Here is a 23,741-nt window from a genome sequence, read left to right as displayed (position 1 = left end):
GGCTTCTAGGCGCCTATTTTTAGGGGGAAAAGACCCTAAAAATGATAATCTCCCCGTTTATTTTCAATGATCCGCATGGCTGCCTTGATCACATGGAATTTGCTCAACAATTCCTCTAAGCGCTGACTATTTCGTTCGCTCAATTGGCCGTTTTTGACCGTTTGGGACAGGCGATAAAAGTCATCCAAATCCTCCCCAATGTTTTCAAACAGCTCCTTGGCTTCCTTGAGTCGATAGCGATTGACCAAGTGGTTCATGTCTTTTTTGAAAGAAGCGACATTGCTTTCGTGAATGTCCGTATAAGCTTCCTCTTCTTCCTTAGACTCATGGTAATTAACCGCCTTAAAACAGGTGATAAATTCCCGACTTTTGATATTGCAGACAAAGATGACACCATCACTGGCTACATAGGCTTCTGTATTAGCTGGTTGAACCACATTACTATCATAAGGAGAGAGGGAGGGGAGGTGTTGGTTGATCCACCTGTTCAGGTGCTGATCATCTACGCCAAAGCGCTCAAAAGCTCTTTGCCGAAAATGGTCACGGCAACTATATTCTTGCGCATACGACAATCCCATACTCTCACCTCCTCCTGGGTATTTTATAAAAAATGGCCTCCAGTCTTACGGGACTAGAGGCCTGGTCTGCTTCGCTGACTTGGTGCAATTAACCTATTGGCTAACAAAACAATGTTTATGATGTTGATTTCATTTAATAGTATTTGTGTAAAATACCAGAGGTTTTCTTTGCTATCCCAAATCTAAATTTATGAGCTTTCGACTGGACGCATTGAAGTTTGAAAACCTTTATAAAAAGCTTCTACCTACTATTTCCACGTTTTCTTATGTCTCCGGACAAACTAAGCAGGCTTGCCCGACCGTCCAATCGATCCGACACACACGACATAACTGCTCTTTTACGATAAGAGCATGAACAGCTATCAGCAAAACAGGCCTAAAACGAAGTAACCTAAATTTTAACTCGATAAGGCATTGGTATCAATCCCTTCTTTATCTTTCTAACTATATTATACTCACCTACCTGAGTATTTGCAAGCGATTTCAGCTGAAACTAGTTCCAATTTTTATGCGGTTTTATTGATGATTTAAGAAAAAGAAAAGAGGCTGGGACAAAAGTCCTAGCCTCTCAATTATTTTTGGATTGTCGAGCAAGACGCAGTGGTTGAGTGGGCTCTAGTACGCTGATTTCATCAGCTTTTACAGCCCTACTTAACTGTGCGGAGGTGGGAGGACGAAATCGAATTCTAACGAATTACCGATTTCTGTCCCACTCTCTAGCATGCAGACAAACTACTTCTACATCAAACAACCTAAGTGATGTCGCTTCTGTCCTACTCCCATTTTACGCCCTTTGTATCTTATTCTTTCTCAAATAATTCATAGTAGTCTGCGATGGCCATTTGGGCTTTTTCTTCTTGATTGAGGTCTTGGACGATGTGTCCGTCTTTCATGACAATCAAGCGATTTCCATATTTCAAAGCATCTTCCATATGGTGAGTGATCATAAGAGCTGTGAGGGCATCTTGTTTCACAAACTCATTCGTTAAGGTCATGAGGGCCTGACTGGTTTTTGGATCCAAGGCTGCAGTGTGTTCGTCTAGAAGCAAGAGTTCTGGACGTTTCAGTGTCGCCATCAACAGACTCAAGGCTTGTCGTTGCCCCCCTGATAGAAACTCAACGGCTGTGTCGATATGATTTTCCAAGCCATTGCCGATCTTAGCAAGGACTGTTTGAAACTCTTCTTTATAGCTGGCCAAGTGACGCGGAATCAAGCCACGTTTTTCTCCGCGAAACTTCGCTACCAAGAGGTTTTCCGCCACTGTCATGCGAGGCGCTGTGCCCATTTTAGGATCTTGAAAAACCCGCGATAGGTACTTGGCTCTCTTTTCAGGAGAATAGTTGGTTACATCTTCCCCCAAAATATAAATCTTCCCACTGCTTACCGGAAGCGTTCCAGCAATGGTATTAAAGAGGGTTGACTTTCCAGCTCCATTACCCCCCAAAATCGTGATAAAATCATGCTCTCGAATTTCCAAGGAAACATCATCCAGAATGACTTTTTCTTCGTTCATCCCATTGCTCACGGCTTTGGTTACATTTTTTAATTCTACAATTGCTGTCATTTACTGAGTTTCGCTCCTTTCATGATTTTTCCCTTAAAGGTTGGAATCATCAGGCAGATAGCCAAGATCAAGGCACTGAAGATTCGAATATAGCTGGTATTGATGCCAAGCGCAATCACGGCCCAAATCAAAAATTGGTAGGCGATCGATCCGATCGCAATACTGAGCAAGCGCTCTGTCAAGGTAACATTTGAAAAGAGCACCTCTCCAATAATGAGGCTGGCAAGCCCGATAACGATAACACCAATCCCACGTGAAGCATCCGCATAGCCTTCTTGTTGGGCCATCAGTGCACCAGAAAGAGCAATAATCCCATTTGAAATGACCAAGCCCATCAATTCCATCCGGTCAGTGTTGATCCCAAAGCTCTTGGCCATATCTGGATTGTCCCCTGTCGCAATATAGGCTTGACCCAAGCGTGTATCCAAGAAGAAGATCAAACCAAGGATCACAAGCGTTACGAAAATCAAGCCAATCAGGATCTCATTGAACCCACTGGCAAAAGGAAGAAATTCCTGAATTTTTTTATAGCCCAGAAGTCCCAAATTAGCCCGCTGCATGACAAAGAGAATAACCGAGTTACAAGACGTCATCACGAGGATCCCTGACAAGAGTGTCGGGATTCTTCCCTTTGTGTAGAGAAGACCCGTCGCAAGTCCTGCCAAGCACCCTGCTCCAATAGCAGCCAGCGTCGCAAGGAGCGGATTGACCCCTTTGGTAATCAAGGTTACCGCCACTGCTCCTCCAAGCGGGAAAGAACCTTCTGTTGTCATATCTGGAAAATCTAGAATTCGGAACGTCATAAAGATTCCTAACCCTAAAATGGCCCAAATCAAACCTTGTGAAACAATTGAATTAATCATAGTTTCTCCCTTCGATAATAGTAGTTTAATTGTATCACAAATATGGAGGAGAACCTATAGGAAATTCACAATATTTCTTGGATCACCAGCTTTTTAAAAATAAAACGGAACCCTCCTGATTATATGGAGCAGGAGGGTTCTATAAGCTTTTATAATTATGCAAAAAAGAAACCTGTGTTTGTTTCACAAGTCTGGTCTTACTAGGGTAACTGACGACAATAAGGGTGTGAAGTACTACCACTCCAAACCCTACTGTATCCCAATTCAAAGTGGATTCATTCCCCTTGTTGCCGGCAGTTTGAAAGATCAAATTGCTTTACTAGTATACTGTTTTCTCTACTTCAAGTCAATGGAATTTTACTGAAACTAGTAACCGAATGAAATGAATATATAGAATTTTACTGAAACTTTTTCATCACATTTATGCATGTTTTTCTAAGTTTCCAATACCAAACAAAGAGGCCTTGCTCTTTCGAGCAAAGCCTCTTCCTGTTGGATCTAAAATTGTCACCTCATCAACAAGTTTGTCGATGTCACCTCAATTTTAGTCTTCGCGTTTTTTGCGTTTTGCAAGTCCCGCAAGGCCAACCATACCAAGTGCAGCACCTAACAATGCAGCAGACGCTGATTGTTCTTCACCAGTTTCAGGAAGTGCTGGAGCTGGAGGAGTTGTAGGTGTTGGTGGCGTTGGTGGTGTTGGCGGTGTTGTTGGTGGTGTTGGTGGTGTATTCGGTGGTGTTGTCGGCGGTGTATTCGGTGGTGTTGTTGGTGGTGTTGTTGGCGGTGTTGTTGGTGGTGTATTTGGCGGTGTTGTTGGCGGAATAACAGTGTTGTTAAACTCTGTATCTTCTGGCAACTGAGTAATAGCCGTCAATACTTTACCGTCTTTGTTAATCATAATACCCACAGTGGCAACCATCTTATCGTATTCGATGCTAGAATCTGTGCCACGGATTTCTTCTACATGGTAGAGATGAGTTCCTTCTTCACCACGTTTGAATTCAAGATTTGAGAAGGTGATCTTACCAGCCGCATCATTGGTTACGGTTTCGATCACATTTCCTTTTTCGTCCTTAAGAACGAAGCTGAATTCACCAGCCTTCAATGCACGACCTTCCAATTTCTTAGTGAATTGGAATTGAACCTTAACTGGAATGTTGACTACACGTTTTTCAGTTGGTTTTTCTGGTTTTTCTACAGTCTTCTTAGTTGGATCGTATTGGTGTACGATTTGTGAAGCTGTATTTTCAATGTCCACACCATCTTGAGCAGATTGTTTAATTTCTGCAGGAATTTCAAACTTGTAGTAACGTCCAAAGGCCAACTTAGTTGTGTCGATGACTTGTGTATTTTCTGCGTCTCCAAGTGACTTAGTCAAGTCTGCTTTAGAAGTTGCAGTAATCACACCGTTTTCAACCTTGATATCAAACTTAGCTGTTACATCTTCTCCTGTTACAGAGTCGTATGCCTTAATATCAGCTCCGTTGACAGTCAAGTTCGCACTGTCATATTTATCTGTAACACCAACAGATTGAATATTGTGTGCTTCAGTGAATTTAGTTGTATCCAACCATACTTGGTAGTATACTTTATCACCTTTCTTGAGTGTCTTCGTATTGATGTTTTGAGCTTCGTTGTTGGCAGTACCATCCGCATATGGGTTGGCATTTGTGTCCGCAACTTTATGTTCTAACTCGTTATCATCATCGAGAAGTTTCACACCTGTAAGATCGAATTTAGATTCGTTCAAGATGTATTTCTCTGGATTGAAATCAGGAGTTTCTGGAGGACGAACAGTATTATTGAATTCTTTATCTGCTGGATCCGTTACGTTAGTGATGAGAGCTTTCGCTGTTCCGTCATGTTTAACTTCTACAGTTACTACTGCTTTCATCGCATCGTAAGTGACAGTTCCGTCAGTACCTTTAACTTCTTCTACTGTGTAGTTGTGAACACCTTCTTGACCTTTCTTGAACTCAAGTTTAGAGAACTTAACGTTACCAGCCGCATCGTTCTTAACTGTTTCAACAACTTTACCTGTTGAATCTTTAAGTACGAAGCTGAACTCGTTAGCTTTAAGCTCACGGCCTTCCAATTTCTTAGTGAAGTTGAATTCTACTGATACTGGTACGCTGTTTACACGTTTTTCAGTTGGTTTTTCAGGCTTTTCAACTTTCTTAGTCGTTGGGTTGTAGTAGTTCACTACTTGAGCCGCAGTATTTTCGATGTCTACTCCGCCTTTAACGTCAGCTTTCACTGTAGCTGGGATATCAAACTTGTAGTAACGTCCGAATTCGAATTTAGTTGTGTCGATCACTTGTGTGTTTTCTGCATCGCCAAGTGACTTCGTGAAGCCATCTTTAAGGGTTGCAGTAATCACACCGTTGTTCACAGTGATATCGAATTTAGCTGTTACATCCGCACCAGTCTTACCATCGTATGCTTTAATAGCTGAAGCTTCAACGTTGACTTTTGCCTCATCGTAGTCATCTGAGATTCCTACTGATTGGATATGGTCTTTGTTGTTTGCGTCAAATTTAGTTGTATCCAACCATACTTGGTAAACAAGTTTTTGACCTGGTTTAACTGATTTAGTATTGATATTCGCTTTTTCGTTATTAGATGCATCGTCCGCATATGGGTTCGCATTGGTATCTGCGACCTTGTCTGCCAACTCTTTATCATCATCTAATAATGAAGTTCCAGTCAAATCAAATTCTTTTTCGTTTAGAACATATTTTTCTGGATTGAATTCTGGAGTTTCTGGAGGAGTCACACGGTTGTTAAATTCTTTATCCGCAATGTCGCCTACAGTTGCGATAAGTACTTTAGCAGTACCATCGTGTTTAACTGTAACTGTTACATTCGCTTTCATTGTGTCGTATGTAACGGTTGCGTCTGAACCTTTAACTTCTTCTACAGTGTAGTTGTGAACACCTTCGTCACCCTTCTTGAATTCAAGTTTAGAGAACTTAACGTTACCTGAGGCATCGTTCTTAACAGTTTCAAGAGTCTTACCTTCTGAATCTTTAAGCACGAAGCTGAATTCGTTAGCTTTAAGCTCACGGCCTTCCAAGCGTTTAGTGAAGTTGAATTCTACTTCAACTGGAACGTTGTTAACACGTTTTTCAGTTGGTTTGCTTGGTTTTTCAACTTTCTTAGTTGTTGGGTTGTAGTAGTTTACAACTTGAGCCGCAGTATTTTCAATATCCACACCACCAGGTACATCAGCTTTCACTTTTGTTGGGATGTCGAACTTGTAGTAACGGCCGAATTCGAATTTAGTTGTGTCAATAACTTGTGTGTTTTCTGCGTCGCCAAGTGACTTCGTGAAGCCATCTTTAAGGGTTGCAGTAATCACACCGTTGTTCACAGCGATATCGAATTTATCTGTTACTTCTGCGCCTGTTACTGAATCGTAAGCTTTGATCTTAGTAGAATCAAGTTCCAACTTAGTTTCATCGTAGTCATCTGAGATTCCTACTGATTGGATGTTGTCCTTGTTAGCTAAGTCGAATTTAGTTGTATCCAACCATACTTGGTAAACCAACTTGTCGCCACGTTTAACAGTCTTGGTATTCAAGTTTTGAGCTTCGTTGTTTGATGCATTGTCCGCATATGGGTTCGCATTTGTATCTGCGTACTTGTCTGCCAACTCTTTATCATCATCAACGAGCTTGTCACCAGTGATATCGAATTTCTCTTCAGAAACAACGTATTTCTCTGGTTGGAACTTAGGTTCTTCTGGAGGAGTTACACGGTTGTTAAATTCTTTATCCGCAATGTCGCCAACTTTCGCGATCAGAACTTTAGCTGTTCCGTCGTGTGATACAGTGACTGTTACATTCGCTTTCATTGTGTCGTATGTAACGGTTGCGTCTGAGCCTTTAACTTCTTCTACTGTGTAGTTGTGTACGCCTTCTTGACCCTTCTTGAATGACATAGCTGAGAACTTAACGTTACCAGATGCATCATTGCTTACAGTTTCAAGAGTCTTACCTTCTGAATCTTTAAGTACGAAGCTGAATTCGTTAGCTTTAAGCTCACGGCCTTCCAAACGTTTAGTGAAGTTGAATTCCACTTCAACTGGTACGTTGTTTACACGTTTTTCAGTTGGTTTGCTTGGTTTTTCAACTTTCTTAGTTGTTGGGTTGTAGTAGTTGACTACTTGAGCCGCAGTATTTTCAATATCCACACCACCAGGTACATCAGCTTTCACTTTTGTTGGGATGTCGAACTTGTAGTAACGGCCAAAGGCGAATTTAGTTGTGTCAATGATTTGAGTGTTTTCCGCATCGCCAAGTGACTTAGTGAAGCCATCTTTAAGGGTTGCAGTAATCACACCGTTGTTCACAGCGATATCGAATTTATCTGTTACTTCTGCGCCTGTTACTGAATCGTAAGCTTTGATCTTAGTAGAATCAAGTTCCAACTTAGTTTCATCGTAGTCATCTGAGATTCCTACTGATTGGATGTTGTCCTTGTTAGCTGCATCAAATTTAGTTGTATCCAACCATACTTGGTAAACCAACTTGTCGCCACGTTTCACAGTCTTGGTATTCAAGTTTTGTTTTTCGTTGTTTGATGCATCGTCCGCATATGGGTTCGCATTGGTATCTGCGTACTTGTCTGCCAACTCTTTATCATCATCAACGAGTTTGTCGCCTGTGATATCGAATTTCTCTTCAGAAACAACGTATTTCTCTGGTTGGAACTTAGGTTCTTCTGGAGGAGTCACACGGTTGTTAAATTCTTTATCCGCAATGTCGCCTACAGTTGCGATAAGTACTTTAGCAGTACCATCGTGTTTAACTGTAACTGTTACATTCGCTTTCATTGTGTCGTATGTAACGGTTGCGTCGCTTCCTTTAACTTCTTCTACAGTGTAGTTGTGAACACCTTCGTCACCCTTCTTGAATGACATAGCTGAGAACTTAACGTTACCTGATGCATCGTTGCTTACAGTTTCAAGAGTCTTACCTTCTGAATCTTTAAGTACGAAGCTGAATTCGTTTGCTTTCAGTTCACGACCTTCCAAGCGTTTAGTGAAGTTAAATTCTACTTCAACTGGAACGTTGTTGACACGTTTTTCAGTTGGTTTACTTGGTTTTTCAACTTTCTTAGTTGTTGGGTTGTAGTAGTTCACTACTTGAGCCGCAGTATTTTCAATATCCACACCGCCAGGAACGTCTGCGTTCACAGTTGCTGGAATGTCAAATTTATAGTAGCGTCCAAATTCGAACTTAGTAGTATCAATGATTTGAGTGTTTTCAGCGTCGCCAAGTGACTTAGTGAAGCCTGCTTTCAGGTTAGCTGTCAGAACACCATTGTTATCAGAGATATCAAATTTAGTTGTTACATCTGCACCAGTAACTGAATCATAAACCTTGATATCTGAAGCATTAACAGTCAATTTATCCTTGTCGTAGTTATCTGTGATACCTACTGTTTGGATGTTATCTTTGTTGTTTGCGTCAAACTTAGTTGTATCCAACCATACTTGGTAGTAAAGTTTAGATCCACGTTCAACTGTCTTAGTATTCAAGTTTTCATCTTCGTTGTTTGAAGTTCCATCGACATATGGGTTTGTATTTGTTTCACCATATTTATCTGTCAATTCAGAATCGTCATCAACGAGCTTTGTACCTGTAATATCGAATTTCGCTTTAGAAACAACGTATTTCTCTGGTTGGAACTTAGGTTCTGTTGGAGGAGTCACACGGTTGTTAAATTCTTTATCCGCAATGTCGCCAACTTTCGCGATCAGAACTTTAGCTGTTCCGTCGTGTTTAACTGTGACTGTCACATTCGCTTTCATGGTATCGTATGTAACGGTTGCGTCGCTTCCTTTAACTTCTTCTACTGTGTAGTTGTGAACACCTTCGTCACCCTTCTTGAATGACATAGCTGAGAACTTAACGTTACCAGATGCATCATTGCTTACAGTTTCAAGAGTCTTACCTTCTGAATCTTTAAGTACGAAGCTGAATTCGTTAGCTTTAAGCTCACGGCCTTCCAAACGTTTAGTGAAGTTGAATTCCACTTCAACTGGTACGTTGTTTACACGTTTTTCAGTTGGTTTGCTTGGTTTTTCAACTTTCTTAGTTGTTGGGTTGTAGTAGTTGACTACTTGAGCCGCAGTATTTTCAATATCTACACCACCAGGTACATCAGCTTTCACTTTTGTTGGGATGTCGAACTTGTAGTAACGGCCAAAGGCGAATTTAGTTGTGTCAATGATTTGAGTGTTTTCCGCATCGCCAAGTGACTTAGTGAAGCCATCTTTAAGGGTTGCAGTCATCACACCGTTTTCAACCTTGATATCGAATTTATCTGTTACTTCTGCGCCTGTTACTGAATCGTAAGCTTTGATCTTAGTAGAATCAAGTTCCAACTTAGTTTCATCGTAGTCATCTGAGATTCCTACTGATTGGATGTTGTCCTTATTGCTTGCGTCGAATTTAGTTGTATCCAACCATACTTGGTAAACCAACTTGTCGCCACGGTTAACAGTCTTCGTATTGATGTTTTCAGCTTCGTTGTTTGCAGTACCATCCACATATGGGTTGGCATTTGTATCTGCGTACTTGTCAGCCAATTCAGAATCATCATCAAGAAGTTTGTTATCAGTGATTGAGAATTTCTCTGCATTCAATACATACTTCTCTGGTTGGAACTTAGGTTCTTCTGGAGGAGTAACACGGTTGTTAAACTCTTTATCAGCAGCATCTGTTACATTCGCTACGATTGCTTTAGCTGTACCGTCGTGAGAAACCACAACTTTCACAGTCGCAACCATTGGGTCGTAAGAAACGGTGCTATCTGTACCACGAACTTCTTCTACAGTGTAGTTGTAAGTCTTACCAAGATCATCTTTACCAAACTTAAGTTGAGTGAAGTTAACCTTACCAGTCGCATCATTCTTCACTGTTTCGACAACATTGCCATCTTTCTTAAGAACGAATGTGAATTCTTGATCTTTCAATTGACGACCTTCAAGAGATTTCGTGAATTTGAGATCAAGTGGAACTGGAACACTGTTGACACGTTTTTCAGTTGGTTTGTTTGGTTTTTCAACTGTCTTGCTTACTGGGTTGTAGTAGTTAACAACTTGGGCTGCTTTGTTTTCAATATCGGCACCAGCTGCGACATCGTTTTTCACTGTTGCTGGAATATCAAATTTATAGTAGCGTCCAAATTCGAACTTAGTAGTATCAATGATTTGAGTGTTTTCAGCGTCGCCAAGTGACTTAGTGAAGCCTGCTTTCAGGTTAGCTGTCAGAACACCATTGTTATCAGAGATATCAAATTTAGTTGTTACATCTGCACCAGTAACTGAATCGTAAACCTTGATATCTGAAGCATTAACAGTCAATTTATCCTTGTCGTAGTTATCTGTGATTCCTACTGTTTGGATATTGTCTTTGTTGCTTGCGTCAAACTTAGTTGTATCCAACCATACTTGGTAGTAAAGTTTAGATCCACGTTCAACTGTCTTAGTATTCAAGTTTTCAGCTTCGTTGTTTGAAGTTCCATCGACATATGGATTGGTGTTTGTTTCACCATATTTATCTGTCAATTCAGAATCGTCATCAACGAGCTTCGTACCTGTGATATCGAATTTCGCTTTAGAAACAACGTATTTCTCTGGTTGGAACTTAGGTTCTGTTGGAGGAGTTACACGGTTGTTGAACTCTTTATCAGCGATTTCGCCAAGCTTAGCCACTAAAACTTTAGCTGTACCTTTGTGTTCAACAGTGATAGCTACAGTTGCTTTCATTGTGTCGTATGTCACAGTAGCATCTGTTCCTGCAACTTCTTCAACAGTGTAGTTGTGAACGCCTTCTTCACCCTTCTTGAATGTAAGAGCTGAGAACTTCACATTACCATCTTTATCGTTGCTTACAGTTTCAACAACTTTACCTGTTGAATCTTTCAATACGAAGCTGAATTCGTTAGCTTTAAGCTCACGACCTTCCAAACGTTTAGTGAAGTTGAATTCCACTTCAACTGGAACGTTATTTACACGTTTTTCAGTTGGTTTGCTTGGTTTTTCAACAGTTTTGCTTACAGGGTTGTAGTAGTTGACTACTTGAGCTGCAGTATTTTCGATGTCTGATCCACCTGGTACATCAGCTTTAACTGTTGCTGGGATATCAAATTTGTAGTAACGTCCAAAGGCGAATTTAGTTGTGTCAATGATTTGAGTGTTTTCTGCATCGCCAAGTGACTTCGTGAAGCCAGCTTTAAGAGTTGCAGTCATCACACCATTTTCAACCTTGATGTCGAATTTGTTTGTTACATCGTCACCAGTTACTGAGTCATATGCTTTGATTGCTGAACCATCTACATCAACTTTTGTTTCATCGAAGTCATCAGTAATTCCTACTGATTGAACGTTTTCTTTGTTAGTTGCTGAGAATTTAGTTGTATCTAACCATACTTGATAGTAGAGTTTATCTCCGCGGTTAACAGTCTTCGTATTGATGTTTTCTGCTTCATTGTTGTTTGTTTTATCAACATATGGATCAGTATTTGTTTCACCATATTTATCAGTCAACTCAGCATCATCATCAAGAAGTTTGTTATCAGTGATTGAGTATTTAGCTGTATTCAATACATACTTCTCTGGTTGGAACTTAGGTTCTGTTGGAGGTGTTACGGTATTGTTGAACTCTTTGTCAGCTGGTTCAGTTACGTTAGCAACCAATGCTTTAGCTGTACCGTCGTGAGATACTGTTACAGTTACTTCTGCCTTCATTGTATCGTAAGTGACAGTTGCGTCTGTACCTTTCACCTCTGTTACAGAGTAAGTGTAAGTACCTTCTTGACCCTTCTTGTATTTAAGGGCAGTGACTTTTTCACCAGCTTTATTTGTGTACTCTACTGGAGAGAATTTAATCTTACCATCTGCATCGTTGGTTGCCGTTGCGATCACAACATTCTCGCTATCTTTCAACTCAAATGTAAATTCGCCAGCTGTTAGCGCACGACCTTCCAAACGTTTTGTGAAGTTGAACTCTGCAGTGATTGGTACACTGTTCACACGTTTTTGAGTTGGTTTTTCTGGAGTTTCAACAGATTTGCTTACTGGGTTGTAAACGTGAACGATTTGGTTGGCTTTGTTTTCGATGTCTACCCCACCAGGAACATCCGCTTTAACTGTAGCTGGGATATCGAATTTGTAGTAACGACCAAATGCAAATTTAGTTGTGTCGATAACTTGAGTGTTATCAGCATCACCTAAAGACTTGTTCATAGAAGCTTTAGATGTAGCTGTAATGACTCCGTTAGCTACTGTAATATCAAATTTAGATGTTACATCAACTCCTGTTTCGCTGTCATAAGCCTTGATATCAGCACTGTTAACAGTCAATTTTTCTGCATCGTATGTATCAGAGATACCTACAGATTGGATGTTGTTCTTGTCAGTGAAGTTCTTAGTATCCAACCATACTTGGTAAACTAATTTATCACCGCGTTCAACAGTCTTGGTATTGATGTTTTCTGCTTCGTTGTTCTTGGTTTGATCAGCATATGGATTTGCATTTGTTTCTGTGTACTCATCCTGAAGCTCATCGTCATCGTCCATTAATTTTGTACCTGTTAGGTCAAATTTTTCTTTGTTAAGGACGAATTTTTCTGGTTGGAATACAGGCGTTTCTGGAGGAGTTATTTTGTTGTTAAACTCTTTATCCGCTGTTCCATCAGTTGCTTTACCATTAGCGTCTACCCCACCAGTAGAAACTACGTTAGTTACAGTTGTTAATGTGTGACCATTTTTAGCAACTTTTACAGTAATCGTAGCTTTCATAGTATCATATACCATTCCAGCTTCTTTAGCTGCAGGAACAACTTCTTCTACTGTATAAGTATGAGTACCTACTTTAGAGTTGTCAAATGAAATATCTGTAAAGGTTACAGTTCCGTCTGCTTTGTTCGTTACTGTTTCAACTTCTTGTCCGTTTGCATCTTTAAGAACGAATTTGAATTCTCCGTCTTTAAGTTCACGTCCAGCTAATTTCTTAGTGAAGTCGAATTTAGTTTTAACAGGTGCTACAACGTAGTTGTTGAAGACTTTATCATCAGCACTTGATTTGAATCCACCTTCAGCACTGTATTTAGTCGTAGCTACTAAATCACCTTGAGCGTTCTCAGTTACATTAACAGTCATAGTAACTGTCATTGCATCGTATTCAACGTTTGCATCTGAACCTGGAGTCTCAGTGATTGTGTAAGTGTAAGTACCAACTTTGTTAAATGTTAATTTGTTGAATGTAGCTTTTCCGTCTGCTTTGTTAGTAACAGTTTCTTCATATGAAGGAAGTGATTTGTTAGGTTGTACCTCTTTAAGTTTGAATGTAAACTCACCATTTGCTAATACACGTCCTTCCAATTGTTTTTCAACTTCTGGAGTAACTTCAACTGGCTCTTGTTTTACATAGTAGTAAACAGGTTGTTTATATGGTGTTAACGTGTTTAATAAGTCAACGTTGGTACCGATACCTCCTACTCCACGTTCTAATTGTGAGTTAGCTGAACCGTGTCCAATTCCATCGCCCAAGAATGGTACGAATACAGTATGATATGGTGTATATCCAGCAGCTTTTTGAAAGTCAAATGGAACTTCTTTACCGTTAGGATATTGTGTAACTGCACCTGTTTTTTCATTAGTTTCAGTATATGAAATTGTTCTAAGAGGTGATTTTTTAACAACTAAATCTTGTGAATTCCATTCACCTGGTTTAATAGGCTTGGTTTCTGCTAGCAACATATAGCCATCGGTACTTAATGAACCATCCGAACGTTTGCTTTGTTGTCTTGGATCTAGTAAGTAAACACGAATAACTACTGAACCGTCTTCTCCAACAACTTCTTTAATACGTTTAATACCATAACGGTCCGCATCCATAAATTTAGTTCCAACTGTGTAAGGACGACTTACATAACCTGATTTATCAGATGCATCAGCTGTTTGATACAATTTATAGCCATCAAATTGACGCTCACCAGATGCTGTGAAACTTTGTCCTTCCATAGCTTTAGTTGTATATCTAGCTAAGTCTACTTCGTTACCATTTTCTTTATAATCTTGAACAGTTTTATCTGTTTTATTAGCGTTAAATGTTGGGTTGTTTTTATCAACTACTTTATAGTAAGTTGTTTTATTAATTGCTTCTGGTATTTTAGCGTTTGAATCAGTAATTGTACGACCATTATAAGCTGGTTCAACAACGTTTAGAATATCTGTTGTAGTACGAGCATTATAAACCGCAGTATAAAGCGCTTGTTCAGCTGGTGTAAGTTGGTGTCCAGCAGCCACTAAGTCTGTGATGCTCTTTCCAACTTCATAACCATTTTGAACAAATGGTTGAGCTGCTTTACCTTTTTCACCAGTACCGGCTTTGTAATCCACTTGGAAAGTTAATTGGCTATTAGATGCTGCTGTAGTAGTAGTGAATTTTTGAATCCCACTTGATGAAGTGATTGTTCTTGTTTCTACGACATTACCGGTCGTTTTATCAATCAATTCAACTGTTGTATCTGTAGATTCATCAAATCTCTTATACGCACGTGCATAGTATTTTGTATTGTAACGTTCATTGAATTTAGTTAAATCCCAAATAGCGTATGTATACCAGTCTCCTTCTTTTCTTGCGTAACCAGATGGTACAGGTTGAGAGCTTACAGTTGCACCGTTAGCATCTTTAATTTCTGGAGTTACTTTTTCCCCATCTTTTAAGTAAGTACTTACCGCTACTGGGTTAGAGTTGTGGTCTCCAGTGACAGCTTCGTCAGTAACAGCGCGACGACTACGACGACGGCCGCTTATTGCTAATGCTCCTGCATTTGTACGTTCTGTAGCAGCGTTTGCTACAGCCACAGTTGCATCTGCATCTGTACTTGCTGAACTTTCTGCTTGCGTACCAGTGATCGGAGCTGCTGAACTTACAGTAGCTGAAAAAGTAGTCGTTCCTGCTGGTGTAACTGCTTCTTCTCTTGCAGCTGCTCTTTCTGAGCTTTCACCTGCTGCAGCACGAGTTGAAGTTGTTGGTGCTGTAGTAGTAGCTGTTGTAGAGGCAGGTTTAGAGCTTGCCTCTTTTTTCTCAACAGGTTTGCTTGTCGCTGTTGGTGCTTTTGGAACTTTTGGAGCTTCTTCAGCTTTAGCTGGTTTTGTAGCTTCTTCAGCTTTAGCCGGTTTTGCAGTTTCTTCAGCTTTAGCTGGTTTTGCCACTTCCTCAGCTTTATCCGCTGCTTTGTTAGTCTCAGATTGCTCTGAGACTTCCTTCGCAGCACTTGTATTTGCTTGATCGACATTTGTTACTGGAGCATTATAAGATGCTTCAGTAGAAGAGGCAGTTGTTTCAGCTGCTACTGTGCTATCAGATGCAGACTCCGTCGAAGCTGACGTTGATGCACCTGAAGAGGCAGCTGTTTCCTCCGCAGAAGCCGTATTAGCTCCTGCAGCAAAGAGCGCTGTTCCTAAGAGAACAGAACAAACCCCAATGCTATATTTTCGTAAAGAAAAGCGTTGGCGTCTATTGAAAATATCCTTCATTTATAGGATCTCCTTTTTCATATTTCATGATTCCATGATACAAATAAAATTGTAACATTATTGACATCAAGAGTCAATCTGTTGAAATTTAATTGTAATATTCTTGTTAAAATGTTATATTATACCACATATTTTTTAATATTTTGTGCCAAATTGTCACATTTTTTCCTATTTGGTTCAATTTTTTTACGCCAATAAAAAAGAGTTCAAGAAAACAAAGTCGTTTTGTTTTCTTGAACTCTTCTATTTTATTTCACTTCTGAGATCAATCCGGTGTCCACATCATACACAGCTCCTGAAATCACCACATCCTCTGGAATCAAAGGGGAAGCTTTTAAAAGCTCCATATCTTCACGGACACTCTCTTCAATGTCTTGAAAGGGAAGGAAGTCACGATCTCCCACATCCACTCCCAGTTCTTTCTTGAGATGCTGACGGAAGCCCTCGTTTTCAAAGGTCTGTGCGCCACAGTCTGTATGGTGCAAGACCACAATTTCACGGGTTCCCATTTGCTGCTGAGAGATGACCAAGGAGCGGATCATGTCATCGGTCACGCGCCCTCCAGCATTCCGCAAAATATGAGCATCTCCAAGAGCTAGACCTAGTGCAGGCGCCACGTGAAGACGGGAATCCATACAGGTCACAATGGCTACTTGTGTTTTGGGCTTAATCGGAAGACGGAGGTCTCCATGTAGCGCCACATAAGCTTGGTTGGCTGTTAAAAAATTATCAAAATAAGACATGGTCTCTCCTTTATTCCTTTGAAATTCAAACCATCTATTATTTTACCACAACTCACTATTTCTGTCAGTGGGGACCTCCTGTCATCTGTCACATCTGAAAAAAGGGAGTGGGAAAGAACTCCAACTAATTAAAAAGAGTTCGTCTTCCCACCCCCGCACAGTTGATTAGGTCATCTTTGGAGATTGAAAAGCGAACAAAGATGCCAATCAACCACTGCGTCATGCTGTTATTACTATCAAACATCAAAGACTGGACAGTTTTTGCCCAGCCTCTTTTCTACTATTAAAATACTTTCTTCAAGACTTCAGACAGTGTACTCACACCGACCACCTCGATCCCTGATGGTGTCGAAATCCCCGTCAGAGAATTTTTCGGAACATAAATCTTGGTAAAACCGAGCTTGGCAGCTTCATTGATCCGTTGTTCGATCCGATTGACTCGGCGGACTTCTCCTGTCAAGCCCAACTCTCCAACGAAACATTCCTGCGGGTTGGTTGGTTTGTCCTTGTAGCTGGAAGCAATGGCAACTGCAACCGCTAGGTCGATAGCTGGCTCATCCAACTTGACACCACCTGCAGACTTGAGGTAAGCATCCTGATTTTGAAGGAGCAAACCCGCTCGTTTTTCTAGCACTGCCATGATGAGACTAGCCCGATTGAAATCAAGCCCTGTCGTCGTCCGCTTGGCATTTCCAAACATGGTTGGCGTCACCAAGGCCTGCACTTCGGCCAGAATCGGACGAGTTCCTTCCATTGTCACAACGATGGACGATCCAGTCGCCCCATCCAAGCGTTCTTCCAGAAAGACCTGGCTGGGGTTGAGGACTTCGACTAGGCCACCTGATTGCATCTCGAAGATCCCGATCTCATTGGTCGAGCCAAAACGATTTTTGACTGCTCTCAGGATCCGGAAGGTGTGATGGCGTTCCCCCTCAAAGTAGAGCACCGTATCCACCATGTGTTCCAGCATCCGAGGACCCGCCAAGGTTCCTTCCTTGGTCACATGGCCGACGATAAAGATGGCGATGTTATTGGTCTTGGCCAGCTGCATGAGTTCAGCCGTCACCTCACGCACCTGAGAAACAGACCCCTGCACCCCTGAAATCTCAGGAGACATAATCGTCTGAATGGAGTCAATGATCAGAAAATCAGGCTGGATACGCTCTACTTCTGCTCGCACGCTCTGCATATTGGTCTCGGCATAGAGATAAAACTCACTGTCGATATCCCCCAAGCGCTCTGCTCGAAGTTTGATCTGCTGGGCTGATTCCTCTCCACTAACGTAGAGAACCGTTCCCACTTGAGATAGCTGGGTCGACACTTGAAGGAGAAGGGTCGATTTCCCAATCCCAGGATCCCCACCGATGAGGACGAGACTTCCTGGTACCACTCCGCCTCCAAGGACGCGGTTAAACTCCTCCATCTCAGTTTTGGTCCGATGGACATTGATAGAGGTCACGTCCGCTAATTTCATGGGTTTGGTCTTTTCACCCGTCAAGGACACACGCGCATTCTTAACCTCAGCGACCTCAACTTCCTCAACAAAAGAAGACCAAGAACCACAGTTAGGACAGCGCCCTAGGTATTTAGGTGAATTATAGGCACAATTTTGACAAATAAATGTCGTTTTTTTCTTTGCGATGATAAACCTCTTTCTATATCTCTACCTCACACTCAATCACTTGGCAAAAATCAATCTTCTCATTTGGCACAAACTGACGCATGAGCATTCCGTGAGTTACAATGATAATAGTTTTATAATTTTTATATTTTTCCAAAGCTCTTAAAAAACGATGACGCATCTCTAGATCAGTTTCATAGCGATAAGGAGAATCTTCAGATAAAGCTCCTTGATGTTTTAGATAATATTCATGAGCTACCAATACACTAGTTAAATCAGAGTTAGTGCCATCTAAGTCTGGACGCCACTCATGAAAAAACGGCTCCACAAATAAGTCCAATCCTGTTTCGACTGCTATATAATGTGCTGTTTCTAAAGCCCTCGTCACAGACGATGAAATAATAATCTCTGCCTTTCTAAAACATGCAGTTTTAGCAACTTCTTTTGCCAGACTGCGACCTTTTCCTGTCAATGGTGCTAAATCACGACCAAAACCACTATAGAGTTGCGGATCTTCAAGTTTATCAAGCATACTATAATCTGGCTCCCCATGACGGACAAAGATAATCTTCATCTTAGTGCCCTGTCGACCCAAATCCACCAGTCCGCACGCCATCCGCCTCATCTCCATCTGCAATTAAGAAAGGAGCAAAGACAGCCTGAACCACACGTTCGCCAACTTCAAGGACGACTTCCTGGTCGGTAATGTTTTTCATCTGAGCAAAGATATGGCCTTCATTTCCAGGATTGCCGTAGTAGTCTCCATCGATAACCCCAACAGAGTTGATCAAGACCAGGCCTTTTTTACGAGGGTTAGAGGAACGGTCATAGAGATAGAGCACCTCAGTCGGTTGCATATAGGCCTTGACCCCAGTTGGGACGAGGACGATTTCCCCAGGAGCAATCACCGTGCGTTCTGCCACCTTTAAGTCGTAACCAGCTGCGTGTGCTGTCTCCCGTTTTGGTAGCAAGTCCTGATTGGTATAGCTTGATACAAGTTCAAATCCACGAATTTTTGTCATCATGATTCCTCTTTCATTCTAAATAGTTTCTATCTCTTCTATTATACCATCACTTCGCCCTAGCGTCTCCTCAATTCTACTATTCGTATTCTTTCAATAAAAACTTACTTTTCCGTCCTTCTTTTTTGTAAATCGGTTGGTATTTTCGTGGTTATTTTCTGAAAGAGAACAAAAGTTGATGAAATCTCTTAAAAGTTCGTAATTCCTGCCTCATTTCATCAATTTTAGCTTGAAGCTACTCATTATTTTTGCTATAATTCCCTTTGTAGGGAATAATTTTAAAAGTAAAATATTTTACCCTATAAAATAATTTTATGGAGGTCGTGTCTCAGCACTCAATTCTTATTACCAACAGATAGGATTTGGACGTTCCTATCTTTAAGAGTAATCAGGCATTGATAACTAGGCACTAATTTTTTATGAAAAGGGAAGATAAGATGAAGAATAGAAATATTAAAATTTTCTCATTTGTCCTTTGTTTAGTCGCCATGCTTTTCGCTTTAGGTCTAAATCGCACTTCAGCAGAAACTCCTGGAGTGACCGTTAGCGGAAAATTGGTCGATACGATCAAAAATATCAAAGTTACCAATAATGAAGGTGGCAACCTTGATTGGGAATTACAACAATGGGCAACATTCCGAATTAACGCTGATTACGATTTGTCTGGAAAGAATGTTAAAGCAGGAGATTCAACTGTAGTTACAGTTCCAGATGCTTTAATGATTACTTCAGCTTCCTTTAAAATTCGTGATATCAATACAAATGAAATCATAGCGAATGCTGATGTAAACCCAGACAATAAATCCATTACAATTACCTATACAGATTATGTTGAAAAACACTCAGATACAAGTGGAAATTTCTTCTTCTATGCTCGTATAGATTTCAAAAAACACCCACAAAAAGGTGAAATTCCGATAGAAATCACCATTAACAAAGAAACAAAAGTTGGTGGTAAAGTATCATTTACTGGTATTGGCGATGGTAATCCTTATCTTTTAACAAAGACTAGTTGGGTTAATGAAGGTGATAAAAGAGAGGTCCAATACACTATTTCAGTCAATCGTACAAAACAAAACATCAAAGGTGTAACGATTGAGGACCACTTGCAATTTACAAATGCTTCTTACGTAAAAGATAGCATTAAGATTATTAAAGGTAAATTCTCATATGATACTGGTGAATGGGTATTCTCTGATAGAGTTGATGTAACAGACCAGCATAAGATTACAATTAGCGAAGATGGTCAATCATTTGTTATTGATTTAGGTGACATTACAGATCAAGATCAGTATCGTATTAATTATAAAGTTCGTTTAAATTATGATCCTGCCGACGGAGAAGTCTTGAAAAATGAAGCAACTCTTAAAGGTCTAGGTATTGAAAGCAAAAATGTAACTAATGCTGCTGCTGTTCAAATTGCTGGTGGTGCTGGTGTTGGTTATGTTTACTCAATCAATATCCATAAAGTAGATGATGCGAATCAACCACTTAAAGGTGCTAAGTTTAGAGTTGTTCGTCAAGCGAATAATCAAGTTATCGGTGAGTTTGAATCAGACGAAAATGGTAATATTGCTGTTGGAAAACTCTTAAAAGATAAATATATCTTAACTGAAATCGAAGCCCCTTCAGGTCATATCATCAAAGAAGCTGATACTGTAGTTAATGTTGAAGATTTTGGAGCAGACCATTCAGTAACGAAAACAATTGTAAATCCGAAAGATAAGCCAAAAGAAACAAAAGCTACCATCGAACTGGATAAAGCTCTTACTGGCCGTGATCTAAAAGACGGTGAGTTTAACTTTGAATTGTACGAGGGTGCAACTAAGCTTCAAACTGTTACCAACAAAAACGGAAAAGTAACATTTGATCCGATTTCTTATAAGGAAGCAGGAGAACACACTTACACTGTAAAAGAAGTTGTTGGAAATACACCAGGTGTCACCTATGATACAACTGAAAAACAAGTGACCGTGAAGGTTACACAAGACGGACAAGCTCTAAAAGCTGATCTTGTCTATCCAGAGAATAAAACATTTAACAACACTTATACGGCTCCTAAACCAGCAAAAGCTAAAATTTCAGCTAGCAAGATTTTAGAAGGTGCTGAATTGAAGAATGGCGAATTCAATTTCCAATTGTTGGATGAAACCGGAAAAGTTCTTCAAACAAAACAAAATGCTGCAGATGGTACGGTAACCTTTGATGACATTTCATATTCATCAGAGGACGCAGGAAAAACCTTCCACTACACGATTAAAGAAGTTATTCCTGAAAGCAAAGCAAAAGGAATGACCTACGATGAAGGAAGTATTGATGCGACTGTAACTGTCACAAAAGATGATGCAAGCAATACACTCAAAGCTTCTGTGGCATATGGTGATAAGACATCCTTCACTAACAAATTGGTAACAACTTCAATTCCACCAACACCACCAGTTGTTGAAAAACCTGAGTTGAAACTTTATAGCATTCAATTGCACAAAGCTAACGCAGATGGAAATGCTCTTGCAGGAGCTGTCTTTGGTCTCTTTGAAGCAGATGGTACTACTCCTGTAGCGAATCCTTATGGTGCAGGTCAAGCGACTGCAACTTCAGATGCCAGTGGTCTGGTTACCTTTACAGGATTTGAAGCAAAAGATTATGTAGTGAAAGAGCTTACAGCTCCAGAAGGTTATCAACTATCAACAGATGTGATTAAAGTTTCTGCTAGCGAGTTGAAAGCTGCGACTAACCTCGTCGTAGACAAAGGAACAGTGGTCAACAAACCATTCACTTCAATTCCTCCAACTCCTCCGACTGTTGACAAACCTGAATTGAAACTCTACAGCATCCAATTGCACAAAGTGAACCAAGAAGGGAAAGCTCTTGTTGGTGCCGTATTCGGTCTCTTTGAAGCTGATGGTACGACTCCTGTAGCGAACCCTTATGGTGCAGGTCAAGCGACTGCTACTTCTGATGCGAATGGTCTTGTAACCTTTACAGGATTAGAAGCAAAAGACTATGTAGTGAAAGAATTGACTGCTCCTGACGGTTACCAATTATCAGATGAAGTCATCAAGATCGCAGCTAGTGATTTGGTTGCTTCAAACAGTATAGTGGATAAAGGAAATGTCGTTAACAAACCATTTACTTCTATCCCACCAACTCCTCCAGTGGTGAACAAACCTGAATTAAAACTTTATAACATTCAATTACATAAAGTGAACGAAAAAGGTGAAACTCTTCCAGGTGCTGTATTTGGTCTCTTTGAAGCTGATGGTGTCACACCAGTTGCCAACCCTTATGGTGCAGGTCAAGCGACTGCTACTTCTGATGCGAATGGTCTTGTAACCTTCATTGGATTTGAAGCGAAAGATTATGTTATCATGGAATTGACAGCCCCTGCTGGCTATCAATTGTTGAGCGATCCAATCACTGTTACAGTGGAAGACTATGTAAAATCTACAAACTTTGTAGTGGATAAAGGAAATGTCGTTAACAAGAAGACACCTCCAACTCCTCCAACTACTCCTTCAACACCTCCAACACCTTCGACTGATAAACCGAAAGGAAATCATCCTTCTGGTAAACAATCGAAAGAAGGTAAGAAACAAGGTCTTCCTTCTACAGGTGAAACAGTAAGTACTGGACTTGTTGCAGCAGGGCTTGCCCTTGCAGGTGCTGGAAGCATGATCGTTGCTAAAAAACGCCACGAATAAGTCTAAAACAGGTTTTCATCTAGCATTGCTAGATGGACCTGTTTTTTTATTGATGACCGCCCTATTTTCTGATCTTATTTCTGGTGTTTTTGCGTCCTTTCTAAGACATAAAAAAGAGATCAGCTCAAGTCCAATCTCTAACTTCATTATAATTCCTGTAATAAATAACGGAAGAGTTCTAAATTCCCTTTTTCTTCATTGACCAAGTATTCTGGATGCCATTGCAAGCCCATAATACGATGGCCATCTACTGCTTCAATCGCTTCGATGGTGTGATCACGCGGATCAAAGGCAGTCGCACGGAAATTTGGTGCAAGATCCTTGATACTTTGACGGTGAACGGAATTGATTCGACTGGCCTGACCAAAGAGTTGCTCTACCACACTACCTTTTTTAGTCTGGATAGAATGGGAAGTCCCAAATGGAAGACCTTGCCAATGCCCTTCAATCTCTTGATTGAGTGTTCCTCCAAAAGCCACATTGATCAACTGAACCCCACGGCAGATTCCTAGAACCGGTTTGTTTTGGCGAACCGCTTCCTTCAGCAGGGCAAGCTCAAATTGATCCCGTTCGATATTGTAATCATCGCTTTCGATGGTTTTTTCTTCGCCATAGAGACTAGGATCGACATTTTGACCTCCACTTAAGATCAACTTGTCAATCGTTTCAACATAGTCCTTAACCAAGGAAGGGTCTCCCATCGGGATGACCATTGGAAGTCCACCTGCTTGACGGATCCCTTCCGCAAACTGACTAGACACGGAGGAATGAAGGTTTTTCCCTTCCGGGTCCACCGGACAGAGATTAGCGGATACTCCAACAATTGTTCTGCACATATTCATTCCTCCTTCATTTTAACTACTACTTATCTTACCACCCATTAGTGATAGTGTCTAATATGTATTTTTTAAAACCGTGATAGATTTTATTTATCACCCTCATCTTCCTCACAAAACAATTGATGATCATACAAGTTTTTTTACCTATATTATGTTAAAATAGAGAGGAAAATAGAATCGTCCTTCAAGGCACACATTAGGCCGTTTCGAAGGTGCAAGCGCTAGATTCCTAGCCTTGTTGAAAAATAGA

The 23,741-nt window shown here is 40.6% G+C and carries 10 protein-coding genes; 1 reads left to right on the top strand and 9 read right to left on the bottom strand.

Going from position 1 to position 23,741, the window contains the following annotated elements; genetic code table 11:
* Positions 1-35 precede the first annotated feature (35 nt).
* The 8 genes from RDV49_RS03240 to RDV49_RS03205 form a co-directional block, all read right to left on the bottom strand.
* Entirely contained in the window at positions 36-578 is a 543-nt protein-coding gene (locus RDV49_RS03240) for a hypothetical protein (RefSeq protein ID WP_003008952.1), read from the bottom strand.
* Positions 579-1,378: 800 nt separating this feature from the next.
* Positions 1,379-2,143, bottom strand: a complete 765-nt coding sequence (locus tag RDV49_RS03235) for an ABC transporter ATP-binding protein (protein ID WP_003008954.1) — start codon at positions 2,141-2,143, stop codon at positions 1,379-1,381.
* Positions 2,140-3,006 carry an ABC transporter permease gene (locus tag RDV49_RS03230; RefSeq protein WP_003008955.1) on the bottom strand — a complete coding sequence of 289 codons (867 nt, stop codon included), beginning with the start codon at positions 3,004-3,006 and terminating at the stop codon, positions 2,140-2,142. The genes RDV49_RS03235 and RDV49_RS03230 overlap by 4 nt, the downstream gene beginning before the upstream one ends.
* 544 nt (positions 3,007-3,550) lie before the next feature.
* Positions 3,551-15,565, bottom strand: a complete 12,015-nt coding sequence (locus RDV49_RS03225; protein WP_310744363.1) for an SspB-related isopeptide-forming adhesin — start codon at positions 15,563-15,565, stop codon at positions 3,551-3,553.
* A gap of 248 nt (positions 15,566-15,813) precedes the next feature.
* Entirely contained in the window at positions 15,814-16,308 is a 495-nt protein-coding gene (locus tag RDV49_RS03220) for a beta-class carbonic anhydrase (RefSeq protein ID WP_003008959.1), read from the bottom strand.
* Positions 16,309-16,591: 283 nt separating this feature from the next.
* A complete protein-coding gene (radA, locus tag RDV49_RS03215) occupies positions 16,592-17,950 on the bottom strand; it encodes a DNA repair protein RadA (protein WP_080554439.1) in 1,359 nt (452 codons plus the stop codon).
* A 13-nt stretch (positions 17,951-17,963) separates the two neighbouring features.
* Positions 17,964-18,503 (bottom strand): histidine phosphatase family protein, encoded by a 540-nt coding sequence (locus tag RDV49_RS03210; protein WP_037608133.1) that lies wholly within the window; start codon positions 18,501-18,503, stop codon positions 17,964-17,966.
* A 1-nt stretch (position 18,504) separates the two neighbouring features.
* On the bottom strand, positions 18,505-18,951 hold the full coding sequence (locus tag RDV49_RS03205; RefSeq protein WP_037608433.1) for a dUTP diphosphatase: 447 nt from the start codon (positions 18,949-18,951) through the stop codon (positions 18,505-18,507).
* A 437-nt stretch (positions 18,952-19,388) separates the two neighbouring features.
* Between RDV49_RS03205 and RDV49_RS10405 the strand changes: the two genes are divergently transcribed.
* Positions 19,389-22,652, top strand: a complete 3,264-nt coding sequence (locus RDV49_RS10405; protein ID WP_037608135.1) for a SpaA isopeptide-forming pilin-related protein — start codon at positions 19,389-19,391, stop codon at positions 22,650-22,652.
* A 146-nt stretch (positions 22,653-22,798) separates the two neighbouring features.
* Here the strand turns inward: RDV49_RS10405 and RDV49_RS03190 are convergent, their stop codons facing one another.
* Positions 22,799-23,488, bottom strand: a complete 690-nt coding sequence (locus RDV49_RS03190; RefSeq protein ID WP_003012927.1) for a gamma-glutamyl-gamma-aminobutyrate hydrolase family protein — start codon at positions 23,486-23,488, stop codon at positions 22,799-22,801.
* Between the last annotated feature and the right edge of the window lie 253 nt (positions 23,489-23,741).

Origin of the sequence: Streptococcus parasanguinis (assembly GCF_031582885.1) — a bacterium.
Taxonomy (GTDB): Bacteria; Bacillota; Bacilli; order Lactobacillales; family Streptococcaceae; genus Streptococcus; species Streptococcus parasanguinis_M.
This window is presented reverse-complemented; position numbering and strand designations above follow the sequence as displayed.

What these genes read in the sequence shown, in the direction of transcription:
- RDV49_RS03240 (WP_003008952.1), bottom strand. Translation starts at nt 578, where the DNA reads ATGGGATTGTCGTATGCGCAAGAATATAGTTGCCGTGACCATTTTCGG.
- RDV49_RS03235 (WP_003008954.1), bottom strand. Translation starts at nt 2,143, where the DNA reads ATGACAGCAATTGTAGAATTAAAAAATGTAACCAAAGCCGTGAGCAAT.
- RDV49_RS03230 (WP_003008955.1), bottom strand. Translation starts at nt 3,006, where the DNA reads ATGATTAATTCAATTGTTTCACAAGGTTTGATTTGGGCCATTTTAGGG.
- RDV49_RS03225 (WP_310744363.1), bottom strand. Translation starts at nt 15,565, where the DNA reads ATGAAGGATATTTTCAATAGACGCCAACGCTTTTCTTTACGAAAATAT.
- RDV49_RS03220 (WP_003008959.1), bottom strand. Translation starts at nt 16,308, where the DNA reads ATGTCTTATTTTGATAATTTTTTAACAGCCAACCAAGCTTATGTGGCG.
- RDV49_RS03210 (WP_037608133.1), bottom strand. Translation starts at nt 18,503, where the DNA reads ATGAAGATTATCTTTGTCCGTCATGGGGAGCCAGATTATAGTATGCTT.
- RDV49_RS03205 (WP_037608433.1), bottom strand. Translation starts at nt 18,951, where the DNA reads ATGACAAAAATTCGTGGATTTGAACTTGTATCAAGCTATACCAATCAG.
- RDV49_RS10405 (WP_037608135.1), top strand. Translation starts at nt 19,389, where the DNA reads ATGAAGAATAGAAATATTAAAATTTTCTCATTTGTCCTTTGTTTAGTC.
- RDV49_RS03190 (WP_003012927.1), bottom strand. Translation starts at nt 23,488, where the DNA reads ATGTGCAGAACAATTGTTGGAGTATCCGCTAATCTCTGTCCGGTGGAC.